The sequence below is a fragment of the Lysinibacillus sp. NPDC047702 genome, from assembly GCF_050272555.1.
Lineage (GTDB): Bacteria > Bacillota > Bacilli > Bacillales_A > Planococcaceae > Lysinibacillus.
The window spans coordinates 36,980-61,799 of the sequence record NZ_JBNNMG010000027.1; the positions used below are offsets into that span (position 1 = coordinate 36,980).

The 24,820-nt window shown below is 35.3% G+C and carries 23 protein-coding genes; 6 read left to right on the forward strand and 17 right to left on the reverse strand.

Annotated elements, in window-relative coordinates; genetic code table 11:
• Positions 1–28: 28 nt before the first annotated feature.
• The 3 genes from ACQKIM_RS14195 to ACQKIM_RS14205 are packed head-to-tail and all read right to left on the reverse strand — an operon-like array spanning position 29 to position 3,536.
• Complete coding sequence (locus ACQKIM_RS14195; RefSeq protein WP_427544963.1) at positions 29–1,213, reverse strand: iron-containing alcohol dehydrogenase; 1,185 nt, start codon at positions 1,211–1,213, stop codon at positions 29–31.
• A 17-nt stretch (positions 1,214–1,230) separates the two neighbouring features.
• Entirely contained in the window at positions 1,231–1,992 is a 762-nt protein-coding gene (locus ACQKIM_RS14200; protein WP_427544965.1) for a 3-hydroxybutyrate dehydrogenase, read from the reverse strand.
• A 23-nt stretch (positions 1,993–2,015) separates the two neighbouring features.
• Positions 2,016–3,536, reverse strand: a complete 1,521-nt coding sequence (locus ACQKIM_RS14205; protein ID WP_427544967.1) for a CoA-acylating methylmalonate-semialdehyde dehydrogenase — start codon at positions 3,534–3,536, stop codon at positions 2,016–2,018.
• Positions 3,537–3,962: 426 nt separating this feature from the next.
• Between ACQKIM_RS14205 and ACQKIM_RS14210 the strand changes: the two genes are divergently transcribed.
• Positions 3,963–4,577 (forward strand): TetR/AcrR family transcriptional regulator, encoded by a 615-nt coding sequence (locus tag ACQKIM_RS14210; RefSeq protein ID WP_427544969.1) that lies wholly within the window; start codon positions 3,963–3,965, stop codon positions 4,575–4,577.
• 460 nt (positions 4,578–5,037) lie between these two features.
• Here ACQKIM_RS14210 and ACQKIM_RS14215 read toward each other — a convergent pair whose 3' ends face one another.
• The 6 genes from ACQKIM_RS14215 to ACQKIM_RS14240 form a co-directional block, all read right to left on the reverse strand.
• The gene (locus ACQKIM_RS14215) at positions 5,038–7,044 is read right to left on the reverse strand and encodes an EAL domain-containing protein (protein WP_427544971.1); all 2,007 of its coding nucleotides are present in this window, start codon (positions 7,042–7,044) and stop codon (positions 5,038–5,040) included.
• Positions 7,045–7,073: 29 nt separating this feature from the next.
• Positions 7,074–9,227, reverse strand: coding sequence for an RNA degradosome polyphosphate kinase (locus ACQKIM_RS14220; protein WP_427545007.1), 2,154 nt, complete (start codon positions 9,225–9,227; stop codon positions 7,074–7,076).
• Positions 9,217–10,770 carry a Ppx/GppA family phosphatase gene (locus ACQKIM_RS14225; protein ID WP_427544973.1) on the reverse strand — a complete coding sequence of 518 codons (1,554 nt, stop codon included), beginning with the start codon at positions 10,768–10,770 and terminating at the stop codon, positions 9,217–9,219. The genes ACQKIM_RS14220 and ACQKIM_RS14225 overlap by 11 nt, the downstream gene beginning before the upstream one ends.
• A gap of 190 nt (positions 10,771–10,960) precedes the next feature.
• Positions 10,961–11,863, reverse strand: a complete 903-nt coding sequence (locus tag ACQKIM_RS14230) for a chemotaxis protein (RefSeq protein WP_427544975.1) — start codon at positions 11,861–11,863, stop codon at positions 10,961–10,963.
• 68 nt (positions 11,864–11,931) lie between these two features.
• The gene (locus tag ACQKIM_RS14235) at positions 11,932–13,254 is read right to left on the reverse strand and encodes an MFS transporter (RefSeq protein ID WP_427544977.1); all 1,323 of its coding nucleotides are present in this window, start codon (positions 13,252–13,254) and stop codon (positions 11,932–11,934) included.
• Positions 13,255–13,900: 646 nt separating this feature from the next.
• Positions 13,901–14,218, reverse strand: a complete 318-nt coding sequence (locus ACQKIM_RS14240) for a winged helix-turn-helix transcriptional regulator (protein ID WP_427544979.1) — start codon at positions 14,216–14,218, stop codon at positions 13,901–13,903.
• A gap of 150 nt (positions 14,219–14,368) precedes the next feature.
• Here ACQKIM_RS14240 and ACQKIM_RS14245 point away from each other — a divergent pair, with 150 nt between their 5' ends.
• Positions 14,369–14,761, forward strand: coding sequence for a DoxX family protein (locus tag ACQKIM_RS14245; protein WP_427544981.1), 393 nt, complete (start codon positions 14,369–14,371; stop codon positions 14,759–14,761).
• Positions 14,762–14,861: 100 nt separating this feature from the next.
• On the opposite strand, the gene ACQKIM_RS14250 is transcribed toward ACQKIM_RS14245, so the two are convergent.
• From ACQKIM_RS14250 to ACQKIM_RS14260, 3 genes are all read right to left on the reverse strand, one after another.
• Positions 14,862–15,728: an NAD(P)-dependent oxidoreductase gene (locus ACQKIM_RS14250; RefSeq protein ID WP_427544983.1), complete on the reverse strand. Its 867-nt coding sequence runs from the start codon at positions 15,726–15,728 to the stop codon at positions 14,862–14,864.
• Positions 15,729–16,026: 298 nt separating this feature from the next.
• Positions 16,027–16,203 (reverse strand): aspartyl-phosphate phosphatase Spo0E family protein, encoded by a 177-nt coding sequence (locus ACQKIM_RS14255; RefSeq protein WP_427544985.1) that lies wholly within the window; start codon positions 16,201–16,203, stop codon positions 16,027–16,029.
• Positions 16,204–16,295: 92 nt separating this feature from the next.
• Entirely contained in the window at positions 16,296–16,484 is a 189-nt protein-coding gene (locus ACQKIM_RS14260) for a hypothetical protein (protein ID WP_427544987.1), read from the reverse strand.
• A gap of 125 nt (positions 16,485–16,609) precedes the next feature.
• On the opposite strand from ACQKIM_RS14260, the gene ACQKIM_RS14265 reads away from it, so the two are divergent.
• From ACQKIM_RS14265 to ACQKIM_RS14275, 3 genes are all read left to right on the forward strand, one after another.
• Positions 16,610–16,798, forward strand: coding sequence for a YkvS family protein (locus ACQKIM_RS14265; RefSeq protein WP_427544989.1), 189 nt, complete (start codon positions 16,610–16,612; stop codon positions 16,796–16,798).
• Positions 16,799–16,878: 80 nt separating this feature from the next.
• Positions 16,879–17,496, forward strand: coding sequence for a CPBP family intramembrane glutamic endopeptidase (locus ACQKIM_RS14270; RefSeq protein ID WP_427544991.1), 618 nt, complete (start codon positions 16,879–16,881; stop codon positions 17,494–17,496).
• Between the two features lie 61 nt (positions 17,497–17,557).
• Positions 17,558–18,235, forward strand: a complete 678-nt coding sequence (locus ACQKIM_RS14275; RefSeq protein WP_427544993.1) for a hypothetical protein — start codon at positions 17,558–17,560, stop codon at positions 18,233–18,235.
• A gap of 121 nt (positions 18,236–18,356) precedes the next feature.
• On the opposite strand, the gene ACQKIM_RS14280 is transcribed toward ACQKIM_RS14275, so the two are convergent.
• Positions 18,357–18,803, reverse strand: coding sequence for a MarR family winged helix-turn-helix transcriptional regulator (locus ACQKIM_RS14280; protein WP_427544995.1), 447 nt, complete (start codon positions 18,801–18,803; stop codon positions 18,357–18,359).
• Between the two features lie 121 nt (positions 18,804–18,924).
• A complete protein-coding gene (locus tag ACQKIM_RS14285) occupies positions 18,925–20,388 on the reverse strand; it encodes a PAS domain-containing sensor histidine kinase (RefSeq protein ID WP_427545009.1) in 1,464 nt (487 codons plus the stop codon).
• Between the two features lie 211 nt (positions 20,389–20,599).
• On the opposite strand from ACQKIM_RS14285, the gene ACQKIM_RS14290 reads away from it, so the two are divergent.
• On the forward strand, positions 20,600–22,339 hold the full coding sequence (locus ACQKIM_RS14290) for a B12-binding domain-containing radical SAM protein (protein WP_427544997.1): 1,740 nt from the start codon (positions 20,600–20,602) through the stop codon (positions 22,337–22,339).
• Between the two features lie 667 nt (positions 22,340–23,006).
• Here the strand turns inward: ACQKIM_RS14290 and ACQKIM_RS14295 are convergent.
• The 3 genes from ACQKIM_RS14295 to ACQKIM_RS14305 form a co-directional block, all read right to left on the reverse strand.
• Positions 23,007–23,348 carry a hypothetical protein gene (locus ACQKIM_RS14295; protein ID WP_427544999.1) on the reverse strand — a complete coding sequence of 114 codons (342 nt, stop codon included), beginning with the start codon at positions 23,346–23,348 and terminating at the stop codon, positions 23,007–23,009.
• A gap of 639 nt (positions 23,349–23,987) precedes the next feature.
• Positions 23,988–24,323 carry an aconitate hydratase gene (locus tag ACQKIM_RS14300; RefSeq protein WP_427545001.1) on the reverse strand — a complete coding sequence of 112 codons (336 nt, stop codon included), beginning with the start codon at positions 24,321–24,323 and terminating at the stop codon, positions 23,988–23,990.
• Positions 24,324–24,338: 15 nt separating this feature from the next.
• Complete coding sequence (locus ACQKIM_RS14305; RefSeq protein ID WP_427545003.1) at positions 24,339–24,611, reverse strand: YolD-like family protein; 273 nt, start codon at positions 24,609–24,611, stop codon at positions 24,339–24,341.
• Positions 24,612–24,820 lie beyond the last annotated feature (209 nt).

The following is a 24,820-nucleotide window of genomic DNA, read 5'->3' on the forward strand; positions in this document are numbered from 1 at the left end:
TTTGAAATTTCCTTGGTTACTTGATTACTTAAAACTCATAATGATAGGCCTTTTTATAAAGCTCTCTTAGCTCTTCTTCTGTAGGTATTTTAGGATTATTTCCTGGACTTCCGCTAGCAATTGCATCAATGGTCATTTTTGGGATAGCGGCATAAAAGGCTTCTTCCTCAATTCCCCATTGTTTTAAATTACCGATATTCATTTTTTTACACATCTCTTTAATAGAAATGATCGCTAAATCAGCAAGCTCTTCCTTCGTTAATAATTTCCCATCTTTATTAAAAAATTCACCAAGATCTGCGAGCAGATTAATACAGGCATCCTTAGAAAACTCCAAAACTACTGGTAAAAGCATAGCATTTGATATGCCATGCGGCACATGGAATAAAGCTCCAATTGGCCGAGACATACCATGCACTAAAGCAACAGACGCATTAGAGAATGATAGGCCCGCCTGCATGGAACCGAGAGACATGGCTTCTCGTGCATCAAGATCATCACCATGTTCATAAACCTTTACTATATTATTGACGATTAATTCCATAGCTGATAATGCCAGGACATTCGAATAGGGATGAGCTAAGCGAGATAAATAGCTCTCAATCGCATGGCTCAATGCATCAATACCTGTCGCTGCTGTAATAGCAGGAGGAGAGGTAACCGTTAATATGGGATCAACAATCGCAATGGTTGGCATAAAAGCAGGTTGCTTTATCATCATTTTCACATCATTCTGTGTGTTAGTTATAACTGTTGCATCTGTTGCCTCAGAGCCAGTGCCTGCTGTTGTCGGGATTGCAATATGAGGAATAGGTGCCTGCTCTGCGATTTTTAGCATTTTCATATAATCTCCTATATAGCCACCATTTGTTGACACCACAGCAATTGCTTTCCCTGTGTCGATACAGCTTCCACCACCAACCGAAATGATGACATCACAGCCTTCAGCCTGTAAAACATCCAATCCTTCAGTGACATACGTATCCACCGGCTCTGTTGCTACACCCAAGTATGATACAGCTTCTAATCCTTGTGTCTTTAAATAACTGCAGCATTGGTTGACAAAGCCTAAACTGTCCATAATAGGATCACTTATAATAAGTGCCTTGTTCCCCAACTTTTTTGCATACACCCCAACCTCCTCAAATGCATCTCGGCCATAGACAATAGTTGCTGGTGAATGAACGGTAAAGATTGTTTTTGTTTGAATCATTATTTCTCCCTCCTAAGCTATTGTGCTGTATATCCACCATCTAAGATTAGTGCTTGCCCAGTGATACCCTTTGCCATATCACTCGCTAAATAAAGGGCAAGACCCGTAATTTCAGTTACATCAAGCAGACGTTTTTGAGGGACTAGGGGATAAAGCACTTGCTCCAATACCTCTCCTACTGCCATTCCTCTTATTTTGGCTAAATCTGAAAATTGATGTCGTACTAAATCTGTATCCACATATCCTGGACAAATCGCATTCACTGTTATTCCGTTAGTGGCCACCTCTAGCGCTGCCACTTTTGTTAGACCAATAACACCATGCTTTGCTGCATTATATCCAGCCTTACCTGCAAAACCAATAACACCATTAATAGAGGCCATATTAATAATACGTCCATAATTATTTTTCTTCATATGTGGTAATGCGTACTTCATGGCTACAAAAGGTGCGAATAGCATTACTTTCTGCATGGATTCGAAAATTTCTGTTGAGAAATCCTCTATTAGAGAAACATGTTGAAACCCAGCATTATTCACTAAAATATCTATAGTCTCAAATTTTTTAACAGTAAAAGCAATCGCATCGCAAATTGCCTGTTCATCTATTACATCACAAGTGTAGGCTGTTAATTGAGGATTTTGTTGGATTGCCTCTTGTAAAAGTTCTTCATTCTTATCAGTAATGACCACATGCGCACCTTGTTCAGCAAATGCTTGAGCAATGGCAAGACCAATGCCACGAGCTGCACCTGTAATAAAGACAGTTTTTTCTTTCAAATATAGCCCCTCCCATTCTTGTCCTAATCATTATTGCTTGGAAACGCAAATGTAGAAGCTGATGTTGTATGAACAGTCATCCAACGCTCTGAAATTGTTTTTGTTTTTGTAAAGAAACGTGCTTGATCTGGTCCAAACATATGTCCTTCGCCAAAACGAGAACCTTTAAATCCAGCAAAATTATGATAGCCAACCGGGATTGGAATAGGTACATTCACACCAACCATTCCAACATCTATTTCTGTTGTAAACTTACGTGCTGCAAGTCCATCATTCGTAAAAATCGTTACACCGTTGCCAAGCTCATGTCGATTAATAAGTTGAATAGCTTCCTCTAAAGAATCAACACGTACAACATTACGGGCTGGACCGAATATTTCTTGTTCATAAATTTCCATCCCTGGTTTTACATTATCGAACAATGTTGGTCCAATGAAAAACCCTTTTGATTCTTTTACAATATCAAGATCTCGACCATCACAAACAACTGTTGCCCCCTCTACTTCTCCCCGATTAATCGCAGCAATTATTGCTTCTTTTGATTGATGTGAAATAACTGGACCGAAATCTGTCTCTGGGTTTGTATAGGATCCAACTTTTAAGTTAGCAATTTTCTCCTTTAGAATTTCGACAAGTTTATCCGCTGTATCCTTTCCAACAGGCATAATCGTTGAGATAGCCATACAGCGTTGAGAAGCTGCTCCATATGCTGCGCCGATAAAGGCGTTGGCAACCTGCTCAAGATCAGCATCTGGCATTACAACCATATTATTTTTACCACCACCTAGGGCTGTCACTCTTTTTCCATATTTGGCACCCGTTTCATAGATGTACTTAGCAACTGGTGTCGATCCAACAAAAGAGATTGCCTGTACAGCTGGATTTTCTAATAGTTCATTAACTGCATCTTTATCGCCATTTATCACAGTCCATATCCCATCAGGTAATCCAGCTTTTTTCCACAGCTCACTAACATATAAGGCCGTCATCGGAACACGTTCGGATGCTTTTAACACAACAGCATTCCCAACAGCAACCGCCATACTTGTTTGTGCTAAAGGCACCATAATTGGAAAGTTAAAAGGTGAAATAGCCGCCACTACACCTAAAGGGAACTTAGCTGAATAAGCATTTATTTGACCACCAACATTTACGGAATACTCCCCCTTCATTAGGTGTGGCGCACCAATTGCTAAATCAACGGACTCTAAACCACGTGTGATTTCCCCCTTGGCATCCTCTAAGGTTTTACCACTCTCTGTACAAATAATTTGCAACAGTTCCTCGATATTTTCTGTAATAAGGTTGCGGAACTTTAGCACAATTTCAGCACGTTTAGGCACTGACGTATCTCGCCATTGCGGAAATGCTATCTGTGCCTTTTCAATAGCCTCTCGCGTTTCCTCAGCTGTCGCTAGTGGTACCTTAGCGATTACATCACCAGTAGTTGGATTGAATACTGAACCAAAACGACCACTTTTCCCTTCAACTAGCTCCCCACCAATAAAATGCGTTAATGTTTTAACCTCTTGTACTGTTGTCATATTGTTGTCCTCCTTTAATTTGTTTAATTTCACATGCTTTAATAGCAGGCTTTTTTCCTTTTTCCAATTATTTTGTAGCCGTCCCTACTGCGAATGCTTTCCAATTATTTCGAAAATTAAATAGCCGTGAGTATTTTTGAATAACTACCGCTAATAATTTTGCCTCCTATATCAATTAGCAGATTGATAGACTATCTACACAATCGGAAACCCTACTCTTTCTACAATATATTTTATTGTTCATATATTGAGCTCTAGTCAATTCCAGAGATTTATCGTAACATGAATAATTAGATATATTGAATGACCGAAGTCATTGACCGCAGTCAATTAAATCATAATCAAATAAATCCCATTTCGTCAATTATAATTTTAATATTTCTGACTTTTTAGAACGAATTTTTTTCGGAGGATGTGCAAGAAGCTATGGAAACACTAACTAATAGACAAAAAAAGGCATTGGAAACAAGAGAGAAATTATTAAAAACTTCTTTAGAGCTCTTTAATAGACATGGATTTGAGCATGTCTCCATTGATCAAATAACAAAGGCATGCCATGTATCAAAAGGGACATTTTACACACACTTCCCATCTAAATATGATGTGATTTTAGAAAAATTTAAAGAACTCGATAGTTTTTATAGTACTGTAGAGAAGACCATTAACCACTCCTTACCAGCAAGTGAAAAAATATTGATACTGTACCAAGAACAAATGAACTATTTAACAAATGTGGTAGGAAAAGATTTACTACGGACGGTATATACTGCTGCGATGACAAATCAAGTGGAACAAGATCATTATTTAATCAGTCCACAGCGGAAAATTTTCCAAATTATCAATTCATATATTGTGGAAGGAATTCAACAAGGGGAATTCCGACAAGATTTACAAGTAACACAAATGCAAACTATTATTCAGCGCTGTATGCGAGCAAATGTCTACGATTGGTTAATTCATAATGAAGATTTTGATTTAGCTACCCAAATGGCACAATTCACAGCTATCGTATTGGATGGAATGAAATTAAAAAATAACTAGTCATTACATAGCTTACTTAGTTAATGCTCGAGCTTCTCTGGACATCAGTTTCGCTCGGGCTTCCCACCTTTTCGCTCAGTTTCAATGCATTTTCGCTCGGCTTGCCCGCTTTTCTGCTCGGCTTCATTCATTTTCCGCTCGGCCACACATCTTTTTCGCTCGGCTTCATTCATTTTCCGCTCGGCCACACATCTTTTTCACTCTGCTTCATTCATTTTCCGCTCGGCCACATATCTTTTTCGCTCAGCTTCATTCATTTTCCGCTCGGTCACATATCTTTTTCGCTCAACTTCATTCATTTTCCGCTCGGCCACACATCTTTTCAGCTCAGCTTCATCCTTTTCCGCTCGGCCACACTCTTTTTCCGCTCAGCCTCATCCCTTTTTATTCAGTTCGCCAAATTTTCCTCTTCCAAAAAAAAATAGTAGCACTTCACAATTCATGAAGTGCCTCTTAATTATTAACTTACAAAATATTGTTCAACTATGGTTTCTACAGGTAAGGGCTTGTTATATAAATAGCCTTGACCTTTTTGGCATCGATGGCGCTTGAGAAAATCGACTTGTGACGCTTCCTCGATTCCTTCTGCAACGACCTCTAAGCCTAAATTATGAGACATTGAAATAATGGCCTTGATAATGGCCTCGTTTTTATCATCCTTAGCAATGTCTGCAATAAATGATTGGTCAATCTTTATAATATCAATCGGATAGCGCTTTAAATAACTTAAAGAGGAATAGCCAGTACCAAAATCATCAACTGATACATAGACACCTAATTGCTTCAATTCCGTTAAAATGGAAAATGTTTCATGAACATTGGTCATGGAGCTTTCGGTAATTTCTACTTCGAGTAATTTAGGCGGGACATTATATTTTTTTAAGGTTTCCTCAATCTTTCGAGCAAAATTTTCTTTTCTAAATTGCTTTGGTGAGATATTCACAGCAATTCGTACAGGACGATAGCCTTTCATTTGCCACTCCTTTTGATAGCGGCATACCTCATCAATTATCCAATCGCCAATCTCAATGATTAAGCCTGATGCCTCTGCAATGGGTATAAATTGTGCAGGTGATACAAAGCCAAATTTACGATTATTCCACCGTAACAATGCCTCAAAACTATTGATACTATTATTCGTTAAATCCATTTGCGGCTGTAAATGAATACTTAGCTCATTAAATTCGATAGCACGTCTTAAGTGCGCTTCCATTAATGCCTCGTTAGGAAAAACAGTTATCATATCTTCTCGGTAGTAACGATAGTGTGAACGTCCATGCTCTTTTACAGAAAATAAGGCTTTATCTGCTTTACGGACTAGAGTCTCTAAATCCTTGCCATCCGCTGGGCTAAGGGAAATACCGATTGATACACTAATAAAATATTCCTGTCCATCAATCATAAACGGCTGTTTAAGAGCATCTAATATAGCGTTTGCTGTTTTTTCTATTTTATCGATGGTTGCATCTTTTAGGACAAAAATAAACTCATCACTATTATAGCGATAAAGGGAGCATTTTGAGTAGCACAGTTCACGAAGTCTATGACTAAACATGCGCATTAGCTCATCTCCCTTACTTTCACCAAGAGATTCATTAAATTTTTTAAAGCGGTCAATATCCACTAAAATAAGTGCTGCTTGTTTATTTTCATGCTTTTTATCATTTAAATGATGCAACCAGTGCTCTTTAAATGCTTTACGGTTCCAAATACCCGTCAATTCATCCATTAATGCTAGGTAATAAAAAGATTCTTGATCATTCATAAAGCTATTGGCATCTTTTACAAATAAATGCACACCAATAATTTCTCCATTAAAGTAGGTTGGATGAGTCGTTAAGTAGAAAGGTTCATTACTTAGCAATTGGTCTTTAAGCAAACATTTAGGCATACCAAAAGCAGAACCCTCAACAGTTTTTGCAAATAATAATTTGAATTCATCAATATACTTACTTTCTAATAATGAAAAAATATTTCGTCCTACAAGGTTGTGATGTTCACTTGATAATAGAGTAGTAGCAGCACAGTTTTGGTGTATAATACGACCTTGAATATCAGTTGTTAACACAGGGCTTACATATTGTTCCACAAATTGCAAATAAGGCGCCACATCATTATGTGTCTCACGTAAAATAACTGCAACAACTGATTTTTCTAGATGCTGTACATTGACAATAAATTTTTTTACTTTGTTCCCTGTACAAATCTCTAGTTTTCGATCCATATTTAGTTCTTGCTGTAATATTTTCAATATCTGCAGCCAGCATCGCTCTGGAAAAAATTGCTCGGCATTGGTGGCATCCACATCCTGTAGCTCAATAAATGACGGTAATTTATCGTTAAAATTAACGACTTCAAACGCTTTTGTATCAACTTTTCTCAAACATACAACTGCATCAAATGGGTTAAGCTGTATGACTTGGTGATAGTCTGCAAATGGCGCTACACTCTCTTTATATTTTTCCATTATATCCCTCACTAAGTAGCGTGTTTGCTTTATTCTTCGTCTAGCGTAGGCTTTAGTGCATCCTTTAAGAACATTTCTTGACTATTAATAGGATCTTCGCTTCGATCAAACTCTTTGTAGTGATATTTGCCATTAGAATCTTGAATACGTGCTTTGGCTGTATCCTCAAGTTGTGCATTCATGATGTTTATAATACGAGCTTTTGCTTCACTTGCATATACAGGGAATAAAATTTCTACACGTTTAATCATATTGCGTGTCATCATGTCCGCTGAAGATAAATAGACTTTGTTTTCCCCATTATGATGGAACCAATAAATACGAGAATGTTCAAGGAAACGGCCAACAATACTAGTTACAGTGATATTGTCACTAATGCCAGGAATTCCTGGTCTAATACAACAAATGCCACGAATAATCAGCTCCACTTTAACACCTGCAATGGATGCCTCATATAGCTTCATCATTAAATCTTTATCAGTTAGGGAATTCATTTTTGCACGAATAAAACCATTCCCATACTTCTTATGACAAGCTATTTCTTCATCCATTAAACGAATAAATTCATCTCGAATATCGAACGGTGCTACAACTAAATGATTAAAAGTAGGCTTCTCTGTATAACCGCTTAAATAGTTAAAGAAATTAGTCGCGTCAATACCAAATTCCTTATCTGACGTTATTATGCCCATATCTGTATAGATTTTTGCAGTGGCATCATTATAATTTCCTGTACCTAGATGTACGAAGCGTTCAATTTTTCCGTTACTACGACTTACAACAAGCGTTATTTTAGAGTGTGTTTTTAAGTTGTTCATACCATATATAACAAGACAACCAGCCTGTTCAAGTTGCTTTGCCCAATGCACATTATTTTCCTCATCAAAGCGAGCCTTTAATTCAACTAAAACCGTTACCTGCTTGCCATTTTCAGCTGCCAGCTTTAATGCCTGTATAATCGGGGAATTCCCACTTACTCGATACAATGTTTGTTTAATAGCCAATACATTCGGATTTAGTGCCGCTTCTGAGATAAAATCGACGATAGGAGCAAAGGACTCATACGGATGGTGGAAAAAGATATCCTGCTGTAAAGCCTTTTCAAAAATATTTTCATCAGATTGTATATCTAAAGGCGGCTGCGGGATAAAGCTTTCATATTCTAAATGCTCTCTGCCAACTGATATGCCCTTTACAAAGGAGAACATAAATGTTAAATCTAATGGTCCGTCAATATGAAAGACATCCGATTCCTCGATTTCAAATTCATCTAGTAGATAATTGAGAACTTCTTCATTCATTTCACCCTCACGTACTTCAAGACGACTTCCAACGCCCCATTTACGTTTTTTCAACTCTTTCTCAATTTCAACCAGTAAATCCCTTGCCCCTTCTTCATGGATGGTTAAATCGGCATTACGTGTTAAACGGAAAGCCTGTGCTGATTTAACACTATAGCCGTAAAAGAGCTTATCTATATGGGCTACGATCACATCTTCTAGAAGAGCAACTACTGTTTCTCCTTCTGCCGAAGGGACTTTAATATAACGATCTAATACAGATGGCACCTGTACAATCGCTACTCTTTCACGACTTTCTAAGTCTGTCTCGTCTTGCTCTAATAATACGAGTAAATTTAATGTTTTACCAAGCAATGTCGGGAAAGGACGATAGGCATCTACTGCAACAGGTGTCAGCACAGGGAAGATTGTTTCTGTAAACATTTCATTGATAAATGCTTTTTGTGTACTATTTAAATCTTTGATGTCTGCTATATGTACATTATGTTGGGGTAATAAATCATAGATTAAATGTCTGTATACCTCCGTTTGGCGACGCACTAATGCCTGGGTACGCTCTGCAATTTTGGCAAGCTGCTCTTTCGGTGTTAAACCAGACTTATTTTCCGCCTTATGAAATCCTGCACGTACCTGATCCTGTAAACCTGCTACACGAACCATGAAAAACTCATCTAAATTCGAGCTAAAAATTGCTAAAAACTTTAGACGTTCTAGCAGAGGATTATTAACATCCTCTGCTTCCTCTAAAACCCGTTCATTGAAGGCAAGCCAGCTTAACTCACGATTATTATAATATTGAGGTTTGGCAATTTCCTCTAATAATCGACTTTGTGTTTCTGAAACTTCCTCTTCTAGCTGATTATTCGTCAATTCAGTTGTCATCATTAATCAACCCTTCTTCAATAAAGTTTATTTTTATCGGTATCTTTAATGCGCGTTCAAGATGCTTTTTTTGCCGATTTGCTTGATATTTTTCAGCAGCAGCATGATTTTTTACGTATATACCAAGCTGTACATAATCCTCTTCATTGTGCATTTCAATAGCATGTACAATTCTTCTTTTAGAGACATTTAAAGCATAAATAAATTTTAAAAGTGCTCCAAAGTCTCGTATTTTTCGGTATTCTTCACGCCCTAGCCAGTCTTCAAATGGAGCTGCAAATCGTTGGTAATAATCTCGATTTTTATAAGAAGCTAGCAGTGCTAATTTCACTCGCTCCTTGTGATTTAATCCGTCTATTGATTGATTTGCTAGTAAATAGAAAGTATGCTGACTTGCAGAGCTTAACTCAATATATTCTCCAATATTAAATACTTTCGCCGCTTTCGTTAATAATTGCAAATCTTTTGGATTATATTGTAAATACTTCGAATGACAGCACTCACGATATAATTGGTCAGCTAAATGCATTAAATAGTCGACCTCGTCTTCAGTTCGACCATACTGACGGGCTAATCTTCTAGCGTTTCCCTCAAATACATTGTATTTATCATAGGCACTCGGATCCGTCTGTAATATACGTTGAATAATAAGCCCCTCACGTAAGCCTTTTTTCGTTAGTTGGAACACTTCACTTCCCACAACCTCCATTAGAACGCGAAAAACTTCTAAAGCAGGGACAATAATATCGGCTCGATCCGCAGAAAGTCCATCCAATTGCTTCAGATCATTAAAGCTCAAATCTCCTAAAAATACACTAAGCTCATCTAAATTTCCCTTCGACATTTCATAGCCATGGACACTTGCAATCGGATAGTCGCATTTTTGTTGATGAATTTGAGCAATATTTCGTGCACTTCCTCCAATAGCGATAATCGGTAATCCAACGTTTTGAAGCCAGGGAAGTGTTTTAAATTGACCTCTGATAAATTCAATGAGCTCTTTTTTTTCACTGCTATTAATAATGTCACCCTTAACAAAGCGCTGCTTTAAAGACACTGTACCGAATGGAAAACTGTAAGATTTCTGAAGTTCTTTGTTTTCAAATAGTGTAATTTCAGTACTCCCACCGCCAATGTCAATGGTTACAGCAGATTTAGTACCCATTGAATGAGCTACTGCAACAAAGCCAAAGTAAGCCTCTTCTTCCTCAGATAAAAGGTCTATTTGTATGCCTGTTATTGCCTTCATACGGTCAATAATTTCAGCTCTGTTAGTAGCTTGACGTATAGCAGCTGTTGCAGCAGCTTTAACATCAATTACTTCAAAATCATCAAGCATTGCTTTAAACGTTAATAATGTTTCAGTCAATACTTGTATACCTTCCTCAGACATTTCTCCAGAGGGTTGTAAAAATGTACGTAAACGTGCAACTGTTTTAATATTTCCAAGTTCACGAAGCCCCTCTTCTTTATCGTATAGATACAATACTAATCGAATGGTGTTAGAACCAATATCGATAATCGCCGTTTTTAATTCATTCAAATAATCACTTCCTTAATGCTTCATGCAAATGCATAGTCTTATTTTGTTCTTGGCATATTTATCTATACAAAAAAGTCGGACTCCCTTGCTAGGCATCCGACTTTCTTTTAGTTATTAATGATACGTTCAGGATACCCATTATTAATATTGTGAAGTACCTTTTCAACTCTATCCAATATTGACAGTAAATCTATAAAATCAGCTGGTCTACGCGTAAAATAAGCTCAGCAATTTCTGGTTTACTGATTTGATCCTCCGCTCCTACTTTATCACCTTTATGACGAAGATCATCCGTAATTAAGCTTGAGAAGATAATGACAGGGAGCTTTTGAAGGTCTGGATGTTCCTTGATTTTTCGTGTTAGATGATGCCCATCCATTTGTGGCATTTCAATATCAGTCACTACTAATTGAACATGCTCGGATACATCACTTCCACCTTTAACAATGGATTCTAAGTATTCGTAGGCATCACGGCCATTTTCGAAAAATTCGACATTAACATAGCCTGCTTCACTCATCGTATCAAATAATAGTTTACGTAATAATGGTGAGTCTTCAGCAATCAAAATACGTTTTTCAGAGCGGTCACGTTTACCAAGCTTTTTAACAGATTCTACACTAATACCTGAATCTGGATTAATGTCCACCATAATTTTCTCGAAATCTAGCAGCAGAATCATTTGCTCATTTTGCTTAATAACACCGATTACTTGTGAGGTACCCCCTTGATACATATCTGACGGCTTTTCAATTTGATTCCATGAAATTCGATGAATCTGTGTAACATTATCGACATGGAATACAACGCGTTGTTTATTAAATTCAGCAACTATATATTTTTGTTGAGGATTACGCTCTGAATGCTGAATACCTAAAACACGAAGCATATCAACTACTGGTAAGACCTCACCTCGTAATTGAATAATCCCCTCTACATGCGGGTGCGCGTGTGGAATAAATGTTACTGGAATCGGTTGAATAATTTCTTTTACTTTAATAACGTTAATACCGAATTTATTGGTAGCCACTTCAAATTCAACGATTTCTAGCTCATTTGTGCCACTTTCTAATAATATACCTTTTTGTTCCAAAGCAACCCCGCTCCTTTCTGTTCAACTTCTATTTATAATTCAATTGTATCATAGGCAATACATTTCTCCTACTTGCTATTTCCATTTTTATCATGAACTTTTAAATGGACAAATAGACCAATTACCGTCATTACAATTAATGTGGATAGTGCCACCCTACTTGCTAAAGTGCCATAATCTTTCATCCATAATGTAACTGTCCCATAGACTGCTGGTCCAATGATGGAGGATACTTTACCTGAAAATGCAAACAACCCAAAAAATTGTCCACGCTTTTCATCTGGTGAAAGTTCGATAATATAGGTTCTTGAAGTTACCCACATGGAACCTAGTGAAATGCCAAACATGCTTCCCGCAATCCAGAACATCCATTGCTCTGACGCAAAGACAGCAAATGTTAGAGCAATAATCATTAATAATGCCACTAATGTAATTGCTCGCTTAGCACCAACTGCTTTTGTTATGTAGCCAAATGCAAGTGAACCAATAATTGTCGATACAGTAGATACTAAATAAAGGACAATAAATTGACCTGATGTAAATCCTACAATTGTTTTGGCATAAACCGCCATCATCGCAATGGTTGTAGCGATGGCATCATTTAAAAAGAAATACGCAATCATAAAAGTAAAAATGGTTTTGTATTGCTTCATATCCTTAAATGTTTGAGCTATTTCTTTATAGCCATCTAAGAATTTCATTGATTTACGCTGTGCCTTAGGGATTGGTGTATCTTTATTAATAAAAAATAATGGCAATGAAAACAGTAAATATAAAATAGCTGTTGGTATAAATGCGCGATGAAAATCTGAATTTCCAACATATAAATAAACCAGTAAGCCAAAAATGGTACCTAAATAGCCAATCGCTACACCATATCCAGAAATAAGGGGCATTTCCTCTTTTGTCCCTAAATCACCCATCATAGAATCATAAAATACAAGACTTGAATTAAAGAAGAATTTAGCAATAACGAAGCTAACCACCACTAAAAACAAGCTCAAAGGTACACCTGAAAAAGTCGTTGTTGTTTGCAAATCCGCAAAAATGCCCATCATAAAAGTAAAGAAAATTGATATGGACGCAAACCAGACGATAAATCGTTTTTTATAACCTGTTTGATCAATCCATACACCAAATAATGGCGAAAAGACAACAAGGAAAAAACTGGCGACGGCATTTGCATATGAAATAAAAGTACTCGCCACTTGCTGCCTCACTTCATTAGTTCCTAAGACTTCATCCATGTAGAATGGAAAAAATACAGTGTTTATATTGGAGGAAAAAATCGTATTAGCAAAGTCATAAAATGCCCAAGATAAAATGGGTAGTGATAGGTACAATGCCAGTTGATTTCGATGCTGTGTTTCACCCTGTTGGCTTTGTCTCATAAAACCCCTCCTCTTCTCTCTTATATTAGTAAATTAATTCCCCTTTGCGATAAAAAATACCTTTTTTTTAAAGAAAAATAACACGTCTTTACATACCATTTACAAAAAAAATCACCTCATAAGCTTTTTGAGATGACTTCTTTTCATGTAAAGCTAGAACATAGTCAATATCTGTAAGGTCTTCCATAAAAGCTGAGAGTCGAAACTAAGTGCAATTCCCATCCAAGTGACTTTTCTAACTATAGTACATATGCCAAATTACAACACTATAAATGATAATAAACATTAAATTCACGATAACACAAACCATATTCAAGCGCCATGTGTGACGTCAAAAAACACTAAAAAGCCCTGCTATTACCAGATTAGCTATAACACTTGCACTATGCATACATACCATTTCTAGCGTGTTTGGTGGAGTTCGAATTACACGTGTAATTAGGAATAACAATAAATGAAAGTACGATAACGTTCCATAAATTAAAAGTTGCACAATAACATGTGTAGTAATCACTATAATTGTTTATTTCATATATGATTACCTCCTCCCTCGTACTCTCATAAAATATGATTTACAAATCACATGCAAAATCCTATCAACTAGCAAAAAAATATCCAAGCCCCCTCGCTTGGATAATTCTTTTCACTATTCTTCGATATTAACCCACATGGAAGACCATTGTTCAATTGCCTGAAGAACAGGCGCAAGTGCATGTCCTTTTTCCGTTAACTCATACTCAATAACTACTGGTGTTGAAGGAATAACTGTCCGTGTCACAATTTGTTCAATCTCTAATTCTTTTAATCGTTCTGTTAACACCCTACTGCTAATGCCCAGCTGATTTTTGATAGCTGAATACCTTTTAGGACCTTCTAATAACTGATAAATAAGCAAGGTGTTCCAGCGATGATTCAATATGGTTAGCGCTTTTTCAAAGCGTGGACAAATTTTTTTTTGCTCCAATCTACCTGCCTCCATCGTCATTATTTCTTATTTAACAGTATATCATTTTTTCAAAAATCAGTTATAAAAAATAAAACTTAGTTACTTGACAAAAGTTGTTTTTAAAAATAAACTAAGTTACGAAATGTAAGCGAAAGGAGATAATTAAAAATGCAAAATATTGGATCAACTATTTTACGTGTCGTACTTGGTATTATTTTTGCAGTTCATGGATATCAAAAATTTCAGGGTGGTATTAGCTTTACAGCTGATTATTTTAGTTCCCTTGGAATCCCTGGCTTTATGGCTTATGTTGTAGCTATCATCGAATTAGTGGGTGGTGCTGCGATTATTTTAGGCTTGGGTACAAGACTTTTTGGAGCTTTATTGACTGCAACAATGGTAGTTGCTATTTTTACAGCGAAGCTTAGTGTTGGTTTTATCGGAGAGAATGGATTGGCAGGTTATGAATTAGACTTAGCTTTAGGTGCCATTGCTTTATACTTTGCTCTTGCTGGGGCTTCTAGCTTCTCTTTAGATACAAAGCTTTTTGAAAAAGAGTAATGTTATCCGCAGCTTTCTATTTTCTGTGTGGTAGTGAGCAGCATTATAAGAAGAAAACCCGAAGTATTCCTTACTATAAGGTTATACTTCGGGTTCTATATTATAGATAAGCTTTTAAAAGCGCTTGCGTACCATTCTCGCCATAGCCCTCTTCAATAAGCTTCTCATACATTTCAAAGGCAAGTGTTAAACCTGGTAACGATATCCCCATTTTTTTAGATTCATCTAAAGCAATTTTCATGTCTTTGACAAAATGTTTAATATAAAAACCTGGTGCATAATCATCTTTAATCATACGTGGTGCTAAATTACTTAAAGACCAAGATCCAGCAGCACCAGACGCAATCGATTGTAATACTGTTGGTAAATCAAGCCCAGCTTTTAAACCGTAAGCTAATGACTCACACACCCCAATCATCCCTGAAGCAATAACGATCTGATTACACATTTTAGCATGCTGTCCTGCACCTGCTTCACCCTGATAAACAATATTCTCACCAAAATGTTTCATAACTGCTAATACTTTATCGAATGTAGCCTTGCTTCCGCCAACCATAATGGATAGTGTACCATTTTGAGCACCGATATCTCCTCCAGAAACAGGTGCATCTAACGCTTCTACCCCAAGATCTTGGGCATGATTAAAAATCTTCTTGGCTAAAGTTGGCTCTGAAGTAGTCATATCAATCAAGATATTGCCTGTTTCAGCAGATTGAAATAATCCATTGTCTCCAAAATAAACTTCCTCTACATCTGAAGGATATCCAACCATTGTGAAAGCTATATCCTTATTTTTAAATGCCTCTGCTGGAGAGCTTGCCCAAGTTGCGCCCAATGCTACAAGTGATTCAGCTTTTTCTTTAGTTCGAGTGTAAACCGTTACTTCATGACCATTGTGTAATAAATGCTTAACAATACTAGCGCCCATAACGCCTGTACCAATAAATGCAATACGTTCTTTTCCCATATGTAGCGACTCCTTTATTATCTATGCTAGTCACCAATTGAAAACCAATGATTAGCACTAATTATTATCTTTTCAGTGTAGTGGAATAAGTTCAATAATTCAAACTCTTCTTATGACTTGTACTAAAAAGTCATGGTTGAGCATATATACGAATAAATAAAAAAGAGAGCAAGTGATGGGGTATCACTGCTCTAAAGGGGGAAATGAGAATGTTGCTGTGTTCAATTTTAGTATTCCCCAGTAAATGTTTTTTAAACATCATTTTTAAAGTTTATACTCTGAATACTAGAACATTCTTTTATTCTTCTTGATCTTCTTCTTCCTCAAATACTGTCTGTCTATAATAAGTGTTCATTAACTGATCTAATCTGCGACTCAGTTGAATGGTTTTTGCATTTTGTAACCCGTTTTCTACACCTGAGCGAATCATCATCTCACGAGTTTGTTCCATTTGTTTCAAGAGTAGATTGACCATTCATACAACCCTCCACATACAAATAATCATACCATTATTATACATTTATATTTCATTTCTTACAGCATTAACTTCCGACAATGTTCGACAAATTAACTTCTAGGAATTTCCTGATAAGTATAAATCACTAGCCCATTTTGTTTGGCCTCACCACGAAAATGTTTGAATAAAGGATGTTTTACCAGCACTTCTCGAAATTCATAAAATTGTTCCTTATCAATTTCTATACTGTTAATTTCCCCATTTTGTAATTGTTTAAGCATATTTTCGTATTTTTCCATTTATTACATTCCTTTCTTCTTAATCATTTTGTGTATTAAATTATGAATTATTCAAAAAAAGCTTTACGTTTCCCTTTTTTTAATGCAAACTGTATATTATTAGTCGATGAAGGAGCTGACTGTCTGTGAAAATAGCTGAAGTTGGAAATATTATCGAGTTTAAAAATGGTCTGCAAGGTATTGTTGAAAAGGTTAATGAAAATTCGGTAATTGTAGATTTAACATACATGGAGAACTTCGATACTTTAGAGATTGAAGAGAAAACAGTTGTCAATCATAAACGATACAAAATTTTATATACTAATGAAGCTTAATAGTCTGAATAGTCCCTATTTGTCTTTATAGATGATATGGGACTTTTTTTTTGATAAAATTAAAGCATGGAGGTCGAATTATGCTTACAAATTCGAAACAAACAATATTATTTCTCCTTTCTTTATTATTCGTTTATGGCATGCTAGCTTTTACCTTTGCTAATCAAGCTGTATTTTGGTACTTGTATGCATTTATTTTGCTTGTATGTATTGCAATCTCCATCTTGGCTGGTAAAATCGAAGATCAATTACCTACATGGCAATTTCTACTCTTTGGTATTGGATACGGTACAATCACATATGGTATCATTCGCCTTGGTTATTGGCTTGCACCATACATCAATGATTCGTTAGTACAATCTGTTCAAAATTTTTTAACAAACTATGGACCACAAAATATTTGGCACTATATTTTACTTGTATTCATTATAGCTATTGGTGAAGAACTATTTTGGCGCGGATATATTCAACAACAGTTAAAACGCTTTATGCGCCCTGCTGTTGCTGTTATTGTAACAGCTATTTTATGCGCCATCTCCATTGCATTAAGTGGCTTTATGCTTGGTATGGTTGCTGCACTCATAGCAAGCCTTATTTGGGGCTTTTTATATGAATGGCGTAAAAGTATGCCACTTGTTATTGTAGCCCATGTAGTTTTTGTACTATTATTATTTTTAGTGTTACCTTTAACATCATAACATTAAAAATTGGAAACATTTTATCTTTACCAACGTTTAATTTAGAAAAGGAGGGCTTTTCATGCAAAAAAAATTATTCCCATTACTTGCATTATTACTAACAGCCGTTTTAGTTGTAGGATGTAATACTACTGACAAATCAGAGAATTCTGATGCTCAAAATAATGAGCCATCAAATACTTCCAATGAACAAAAACCAACTGAGGATAACACTGCAGGTGAAGTGCAAGAAACGCCTACATCAAATGATTCAAACACAGATACCTCTACTAGTCCACAGCAAGAGGTTAAATACATTCAAAAAGGTGTAGATAAAACTGAAAAGGCAAGTGAATCTAAAAGTGCTGAACAGGGCTATAAAATGCAACAGCTACCTGGATTCACACTTACTCAAGAAGAACCAGGTAAAGACATGTTAGTCTCAAATGAAAATGATGAAGTATTTATGCGTATTGAAACTGTAGATGCTTCTCAAGCAAACTATAATGATGTTAAAACTTCTCTGCAAGATCATATGAATGCTGTTGGAGAACCAGTAGCGTTAACTTCTGAGGAGCTTGCTGCATTTAAGAATGTAACAAACATCGAAGGCTATGTAGTTGATTTCGATACGGAAAAAGTAGTTGGGGTTGTTTTTGAAAAAGATGGCTTAATTACAAAACTAATAATCCATGATAATGATGAATTAGATTTAACAGATGCTATGCTTAATATGGCAGCAACAATTTCAAAACAATAAATATTGAAAAAAAGACTGTAGTCAAACTAAAATGTTTGCCTACAGTCTTTTTTGTCTATAAAAAACACCCCTAAAGTTAGATAATTCACTCTAACTTTAGGGGTACAGCTTGTTTCTCTTTTTAATAAGACAAATCTTTAATGGACAACCCTAACTTTTTCAACAAAGTGATAGCTTGATCTTTTTCTTCCACAGATAACACACTCACTAGCTCATGTAAATGACGCTCATGCTTTGGAAATAGCTCACTCATAAACGCCTCACCCTTATCAGTAATTTCTGCATAGGTAACCCGGCGATCTGCTGGACAAGAGACTCGCAATAAATATCCTCTTTTTTCAAGTTTGTCAATGACATACGTAATAGACCCACTGGCTAGCAAAATTTTATTGCCAATTTGCTGTAAGGGTTGTCTTCCTTTATGATAAAGAAGTTCTAGTACAGCAAATTCAGTAGGATTTAATCCATTCTCTTGGAAAAATGAATGGGTTGTCTCATTAATCGCTTTATGTGCACGTGATAATACAATATATAATTTTAAAGATTGCTTTAAATCTTCTGACGTCATATCCTTTTCCTCTCAATTCGCTCTTTATACATGCCATTATAGCGATTTTAGAAAAGCATTGTCAAAAGCAATATCTATATTTGTGCACTTTAAAACATTTATGCAACCATTTTTACTTTCCTTATGTTACTAAATACGCAGAGTCCTTCGTCGATACATCTACTGCATCCATTTGATTAAATGTGTAAATTGGGAATTGCATGTGGAAGCATGTCCCCTTCTGTAATTCACTATTCACACCTATTAGCCCTTCATGCTCTTCTATCACTTTTTTCACGAAAGCAAGGCCTAGTCCTGTCCCTGTTGATTTGGTCGTGTAAAAAGGCTGGAATAAGTTTTGAAGGGTACTATTATCCATACCGACGCCTTCGTCTTTAATCATTAGTTCAATCGTACAGTCAATGACATTCATTTCTATCGTGATCGTTCCACCATTATTCATGGACTCCATCGCATTTTTGATGAGATTCATGAAAACTTGCTTTAAACGATTTTCATTGCCGCCAATATATGCTTGATTAGCAGAAGAAATATATTGAATCATAATATTTTTCATCAATGCATCTGGAAGCATAAATTCAATCACTTGCTTTACAATATTGTCTAAATCTAATAATTCCACCTTCATACTTGTTGGCTTGGACAATACTAAAAGTTCGGATAAAATTTGTTCCATCCGTTGTAGCTCACTATCAATGACAGATAAATACATTCTTGATTCTTCATCAGCGTTCAGCTTTAATAATTCCGTAAAGCCTTTGAGTGAAGTCAATGGATTACGAATTTCATGGGCAATGCTTGCAGCCATTTGACCAACAACATTTAATGCCTGCTGATGCTCAACTTTATGTTGAAGTTGTTTCTTTTCTGTTTCATCATTAATAACTGTGATAATAATATTGTTGTATTCGTCAAAAACACTAGAGATTTCATAATAACAAGTTCTGCTAACTTGCGTTTCATCAACAACATGAATACTTGCATGTTTCTCACCCATCAATTTTGAAAGATAGGAAGTAATTTGCCCTTTTTTCATTGTAAATGAGTCAAAGATATGCTGATGTGCTTTATGAAGAAGCTGCGCTTTTTCTATTTTTAAATACATTTCGGCATACTTATTGAGCCCAAGAATTATCCCGCTAGCATCACTTACTATGACAGCATATGGTAAGTGATCGTACGCATTGAAAGACTGTGATCTTTCCTGCTCCTGACTAACATATAACTTATGGGCAACATCATTATTTAATGTTGAAATTTGGGCAACGATTTCCTCCGTGTTTGAATCATAAAAGCATTTGAAGGACATCATCTCAAATTCGTTACCAACAATACGAATATTAAAGATTTCTTCAGATCTCAGGTCGTTTTGTAGTTGTTTGACAAACTTCGCCCATTTTAAATTGGATGGCTCGTCCATTGCTAAATAGCCAATATACGTTAAATTCAGGTTAAAAAGTTTTATAGCAGCTTCATTAACGTTTAAAATTTTTCCTGCTTTATTCAGAATAAGTGTTGGTGACGAAGTACTTTTCATAAGATTTCCAAAACATTGATTAATATCATTTTGCTTCAACTTTCTCACCGAACCTTTCAAAAGAGTAAAAAACCTCTAAATTGAATTTTGAGTCTTTACTATACTTTATGACTGTACGATTCTATTATTACAAAATTTAGTAAATTTAAGTATTTAAAATTATTTCACGAACCGTTCACAAAATAAATAGGTAAAAAGGATTATATTGTATGATAGCTACTTGACTGTTACAATTAGATGTTGAAAGGAAGATTATTGTATGAATACTATTTTAACTACTTTAAACGCAAAGTATATTCACACAAATTTAGCATTGCGTTATTTAAAAGGAGCTGCTTTACCAGAGTTTAATTCAATTATTGCAGAATACACAATTAAAGATCCTGCTTTTAATATTGTATCAGATTTATTTCAAAAAAAACCTGATATTGTAGGATTTAGTTGCTACATTTGGAATATTGAAGAAACTATTCACGTTATTAAAATGTTAAAAACTGTCTGTCCTGATGTTAAAATTTTGCTGGGAGGACCTGAAGTTTCTTATGATGCCCACTATTGGTTACGTAGAGTTGAGGAAATTGATTTTATTATTATGGGCGAAGGCGAGACATCTTTCAAACAATTACTGCACTATTTACATGGAGAGATTTCGTTAGAGGATGTACCAGGGATATGTTATCTAGAGGATGGTAAAGTAAGAATTCATGCTCAGCCACCTAAAATAGACTTACGAGAATTGCCGAGCCCATTTCGTTTTGAGGAGGATATCCCACATCTGAGCAAACGAATTCAGTATATTGAAACAAGTAGAGGATGTCCGTTTAGCTGTCAATTTTGCTTATCTTCAATTGAAGTAGGGGTCCGTTATTTTAACCGGGAAAAAATAAAAGAAGACATTCGATTCCTAATGAATAATGGTGCGCGTACAATTAAATTTGTAGACCGTACTTTTAATATTAGTCGCAGCTATGCTATGGAAATGTTTCAATTTTTAATCGATGAGCATAAGCCGGGCGTTGTATTTCAATTTGAGATTACCGCAGATATTATGCGTCCTGAGGTCATCCAATTTTTAAATGATAACGCACCAAAAGGTTTATTCCGTTTTGAAATAGGCGTACAATCTACAAACGATTTAACAAATACACTGGTTCAACGCCGTCAAAATTTTGAAAAGCTAAAACGTACGGTAACGATGGTTAAAGATGGTGGAAAAATTGATCAGCATTTAGATTTAATTGCCGGTCTGCCTGAAGAGGATTATGGCAGCTTCAGACAAACTTTTAATGATGTTTTTGCAATGAGACCTGAGGAATTACAGCTTGGATTCCTTAAGCTGTTGCGCGGAACAGGGCTTCGTCTTGAAGCTGAAAAATTCGGCTATACTTATGTGGATTTAGCACCCTATGAGATTTTCTCTAATAATGTCTTAAATTTCGATGATATTGTCCGTATTAAACACGCAGAGGATGTACTTGAAAAATATTGGAATGATCATCGTATGGACCATACAGTTGAATATCTAGTAACAGAAGTTTTTGAAACACCTTTCGATTTCTTCCAAAGTTTCGGAACTTATTGGGAAACAGAGGGATGGTCCCGAATTGGCCATCAACTTGAGGATTTATTCCGTCGTTTATTAATGTTTTTAGAAACGATTGAGGGTGTTAATATAAATATTGTTAAAAGCTTAATGCAGCTAGATTATTTGATGGTACAGCAATTCCAACCACGCAAGCTATGGTGGAAGGAACGTCCAACAGAAGAGCAACTAAAAGCAATTTACAATGCTTTGCGTGAAAACCCTTCAATAGCGGGAGAAGAATTCGCTAATTTCAATTTATCTGAAAAAGAATTGTTTAAGCATACACTTGTTGTTCCACATAATATAGATTTCCAAAATTTCACAAAAGGCAAAATTGTACAAAAAAACGGGTATCTATTCACATATTTCCGTCAAGGACAAGCCCCGTACTTTGCGTCAATCCATTCCATATAATTGAAAACGCTAATCCTATAAAATCAAAAATAGGATTGGCGTTTTTCTACTCTTAAAGAATTCTTGAATCTATCTAACATCTTTAAAAGCTACAATATTTATCTCTAATTAGTGTCAAACCTGGAAGTTCACTACTGTAATTATTTTAGTTATGGTAGCATAAATAACCCAAGAATTCTTAGTGCTAAACTCTTAACATAAAACTATCTTTATCTTGTAAATAATACCCATTTCAATGTTGTATAATTCGGGATAAATAATTTTAAATTTTTTGACAATTTAATGAAAAAGTGTATTTCCTATTGTTTTTGCCTAGTTGAAAGAAACCTGACTATACGTTAAAACTTAGTTTAACGTATAGTCAGGTTATGATAAAAATGCTAAAGCTCTTTTATTACCCTATAATTACACGTTTATTAGTGTAGAATTTTTATGTATTTTTTAATGTATTTGAGCTTTTCGAATCAACCAATATACTAAACTATAATACTTAAAGGTTTATACGTAGATTTAGTATAGGGGGCAAATCAGGGGGCGTCAACCGTCTGTCATTATTATGATTCGACATTTAACCACATTTTTAGATATATAATAGAAGAAAGTCATTTTCACTATACTTACAAATAAAAAAGTTACTCATTTAGTTTATATGAGTAACTTTTCTTTTTTATAAAGTACTGTTAATAGAAACATTTAAACTTTCTTTCGTAACATCAATGCCAAAAGAGTGCAACTCTTTATGAATCATTTGGCTATCCTGTATCCCTTGACGATATACATACTCTTGCATAAAACGCTCTGTTAATTCCCAAATAGCTTCTAACTCAAGTAAGAGGTGTTTTTGTTTATCAGTGTTTAAAGATTTACTTAATAAATCAAATGCAATAATTCTTTTATTCTCTGATTCAATATATTTTTCATCTTTTTTAGCTTTCTCCCATGCTACTTGGAAAACTCGTTCTTCCATGATTTTAATGAATGCTTGTTGGACAATAGTTTGATTTTGCATGATTTATCCCCCTCATTTTTGAGGACATCCACATTTAATTACTTTTAATTACAATCGTTTTTGGCTATAATATTGATTAATAACCGTTATCGGTTATAATTAGTATTGGTTTACTGAGTGGATGTCACTCGAATTTTTCCACATCTCAAGTTGCTGCTTGAGGTGTTTTTTTGTTTTCTTGACTAAAAATATCAATCATCTCCGTTACAGATTTCAGAACAAAGGTTCCCCTTATTTCCTGTTACTTTTATGGTAGCACTGTCAACATTATTTTTAAATGGGTTTCACACCCATTCTAAAAATAAATGTTACTTTTCGTCAAAATACGACAAAATTCTCTGATTTATAGTGTGATAATGGCAACAACTTCGCCATTAAATGTTAAAATTACTTTTCTTACCACAAATCTACGCTTGCATTTGTACAAACCATAAAACGCTAAATTGCCATCCTCTTCTCCATAAGTATAAATTCTTAAAAATATGCATTTCGTTCGAATACGTTCAAAACAACGAATCGCTATAAGGTGTAATGTCTCGATGTCCATGCTTTAGTATTCGTGTATTTTTTAAAATCTAATCTTGTCTATCTATAAAAATAAGCCACTCACTAATATAAAATGAGTGACTATATGTCGGATTAATTATTCAGGTATTTACTTATCAATTCTTCCACCTGAGTTTTTAATGCTTGCTTGGCATAACGCAGTACTTCATCTTCTCCAGCCGTTTTTACAATGACATCACTAAAGTATTCATCAATTTGAATCCACTTCACAACAGCAATATTTTTCTTAGCTAAGACCCTCTTTTTATTGTGAAAATCATTTCTTATATTTTTTAGTAAGCCCTCAACAATATTAATGTAGACTTTTGCCATCTTTAATTTTTCGAGTGATGAATAGTCTTGTTGTAATGACTTTATTGCCATGTCTAATTTTATATACTCATACAACAAGCTACGATCACGTATCATTAAAATCACTCTCCACTAATCAACATCAGAAATACTTAAAATATCAAGAAAATGTACCTTATGGACAATCCTGTATTTATCCTTGATATGAATTAATTTAGTGTTTGCATCCATTTTATTGACTATACCTAAGAGTGGTTCTTCCTTTCTATAGATAGAAAAGGCTTTGCGCTTTGATTCATTCATTGCTTCAGTTAATGCGTATGCGATTTCTTCTAAATCAAACTCGTCTCGATCTAAGTGCTTTGGTTCTTTTTTCTTTGCCGGTGTTTTTGTTTTAGTTGCCATCCTTTACGCCTCCTCAAAGTAAGAACATTTGTTTGTTTATATTATAGAACGAATGTTCTGTATTTGGCAATAAAAAAATGACCAGGCTCACAAATTTTTGTGATTACCTGGTCATTTTGTTAAGCCAAAATGGACTCAGCATATACTAAAATGCCAAGATGTTTCATTTCAGAAATTGCATTATTGGCAACTGCCTGTGTTTTATATGA

Excerpts from the sequence above, each read along its gene's own strand:
- ACQKIM_RS14245 (WP_427544981.1), top strand. The coding sequence starts at position 14,369 with ATGCAAAATATTGGATCAACTATTTTACGTGTCGTACTTGGTATTATT.
- ACQKIM_RS14220 (WP_427545007.1), bottom strand. The coding sequence starts at position 9,227 with ATGACAACTGAATTGACGAATAATCAGCTAGAAGAGGAAGTTTCAGAA.
- ACQKIM_RS14205 (WP_427544967.1), bottom strand. The coding sequence starts at position 3,536 with ATGACAACAGTACAAGAGGTTAAAACATTAACGCATTTTATTGGTGGG.
- ACQKIM_RS14215 (WP_427544971.1), bottom strand. The coding sequence starts at position 7,044 with ATGGAAAAATATAAAGAGAGTGTAGCGCCATTTGCAGACTATCACCAA.
- ACQKIM_RS14290 (WP_427544997.1), top strand. The coding sequence starts at position 20,600 with ATGAATACTATTTTAACTACTTTAAACGCAAAGTATATTCACACAAAT.
- ACQKIM_RS14305 (WP_427545003.1), bottom strand. The coding sequence starts at position 24,611 with ATGGCAACTAAAACAAAAACACCGGCAAAGAAAAAAGAACCAAAGCAC.
- ACQKIM_RS14300 (WP_427545001.1), bottom strand. The coding sequence starts at position 24,323 with ATGATACGTGATCGTAGCTTGTTGTATGAGTATATAAAATTAGACATG.
- ACQKIM_RS14195 (WP_427544963.1), bottom strand. The coding sequence starts at position 1,213 with ATGATTCAAACAAAAACAATCTTTACCGTTCATTCACCAGCAACTATT.
- ACQKIM_RS14255 (WP_427544985.1), bottom strand. The coding sequence starts at position 16,203 with ATGGTCAATCTACTCTTGAAACAAATGGAACAAACTCGTGAGATGATG.
- ACQKIM_RS14235 (WP_427544977.1), bottom strand. The coding sequence starts at position 13,254 with ATGAGACAAAGCCAACAGGGTGAAACACAGCATCGAAATCAACTGGCA.
- ACQKIM_RS14210 (WP_427544969.1), top strand. The coding sequence starts at position 3,963 with ATGGAAACACTAACTAATAGACAAAAAAAGGCATTGGAAACAAGAGAG.
- ACQKIM_RS14275 (WP_427544993.1), top strand. The coding sequence starts at position 17,558 with ATGCAAAAAAAATTATTCCCATTACTTGCATTATTACTAACAGCCGTT.
- ACQKIM_RS14270 (WP_427544991.1), top strand. The coding sequence starts at position 16,879 with ATGCTTACAAATTCGAAACAAACAATATTATTTCTCCTTTCTTTATTA.
- ACQKIM_RS14295 (WP_427544999.1), bottom strand. The coding sequence starts at position 23,348 with ATGCAAAATCAAACTATTGTCCAACAAGCATTCATTAAAATCATGGAA.
- ACQKIM_RS14250 (WP_427544983.1), bottom strand. The coding sequence starts at position 15,728 with ATGGGAAAAGAACGTATTGCATTTATTGGTACAGGCGTTATGGGCGCT.
- ACQKIM_RS14280 (WP_427544995.1), bottom strand. The coding sequence starts at position 18,803 with ATGACGTCAGAAGATTTAAAGCAATCTTTAAAATTATATATTGTATTA.
- ACQKIM_RS14260 (WP_427544987.1), bottom strand. The coding sequence starts at position 16,484 with ATGGAAAAATACGAAAATATGCTTAAACAATTACAAAATGGGGAAATT.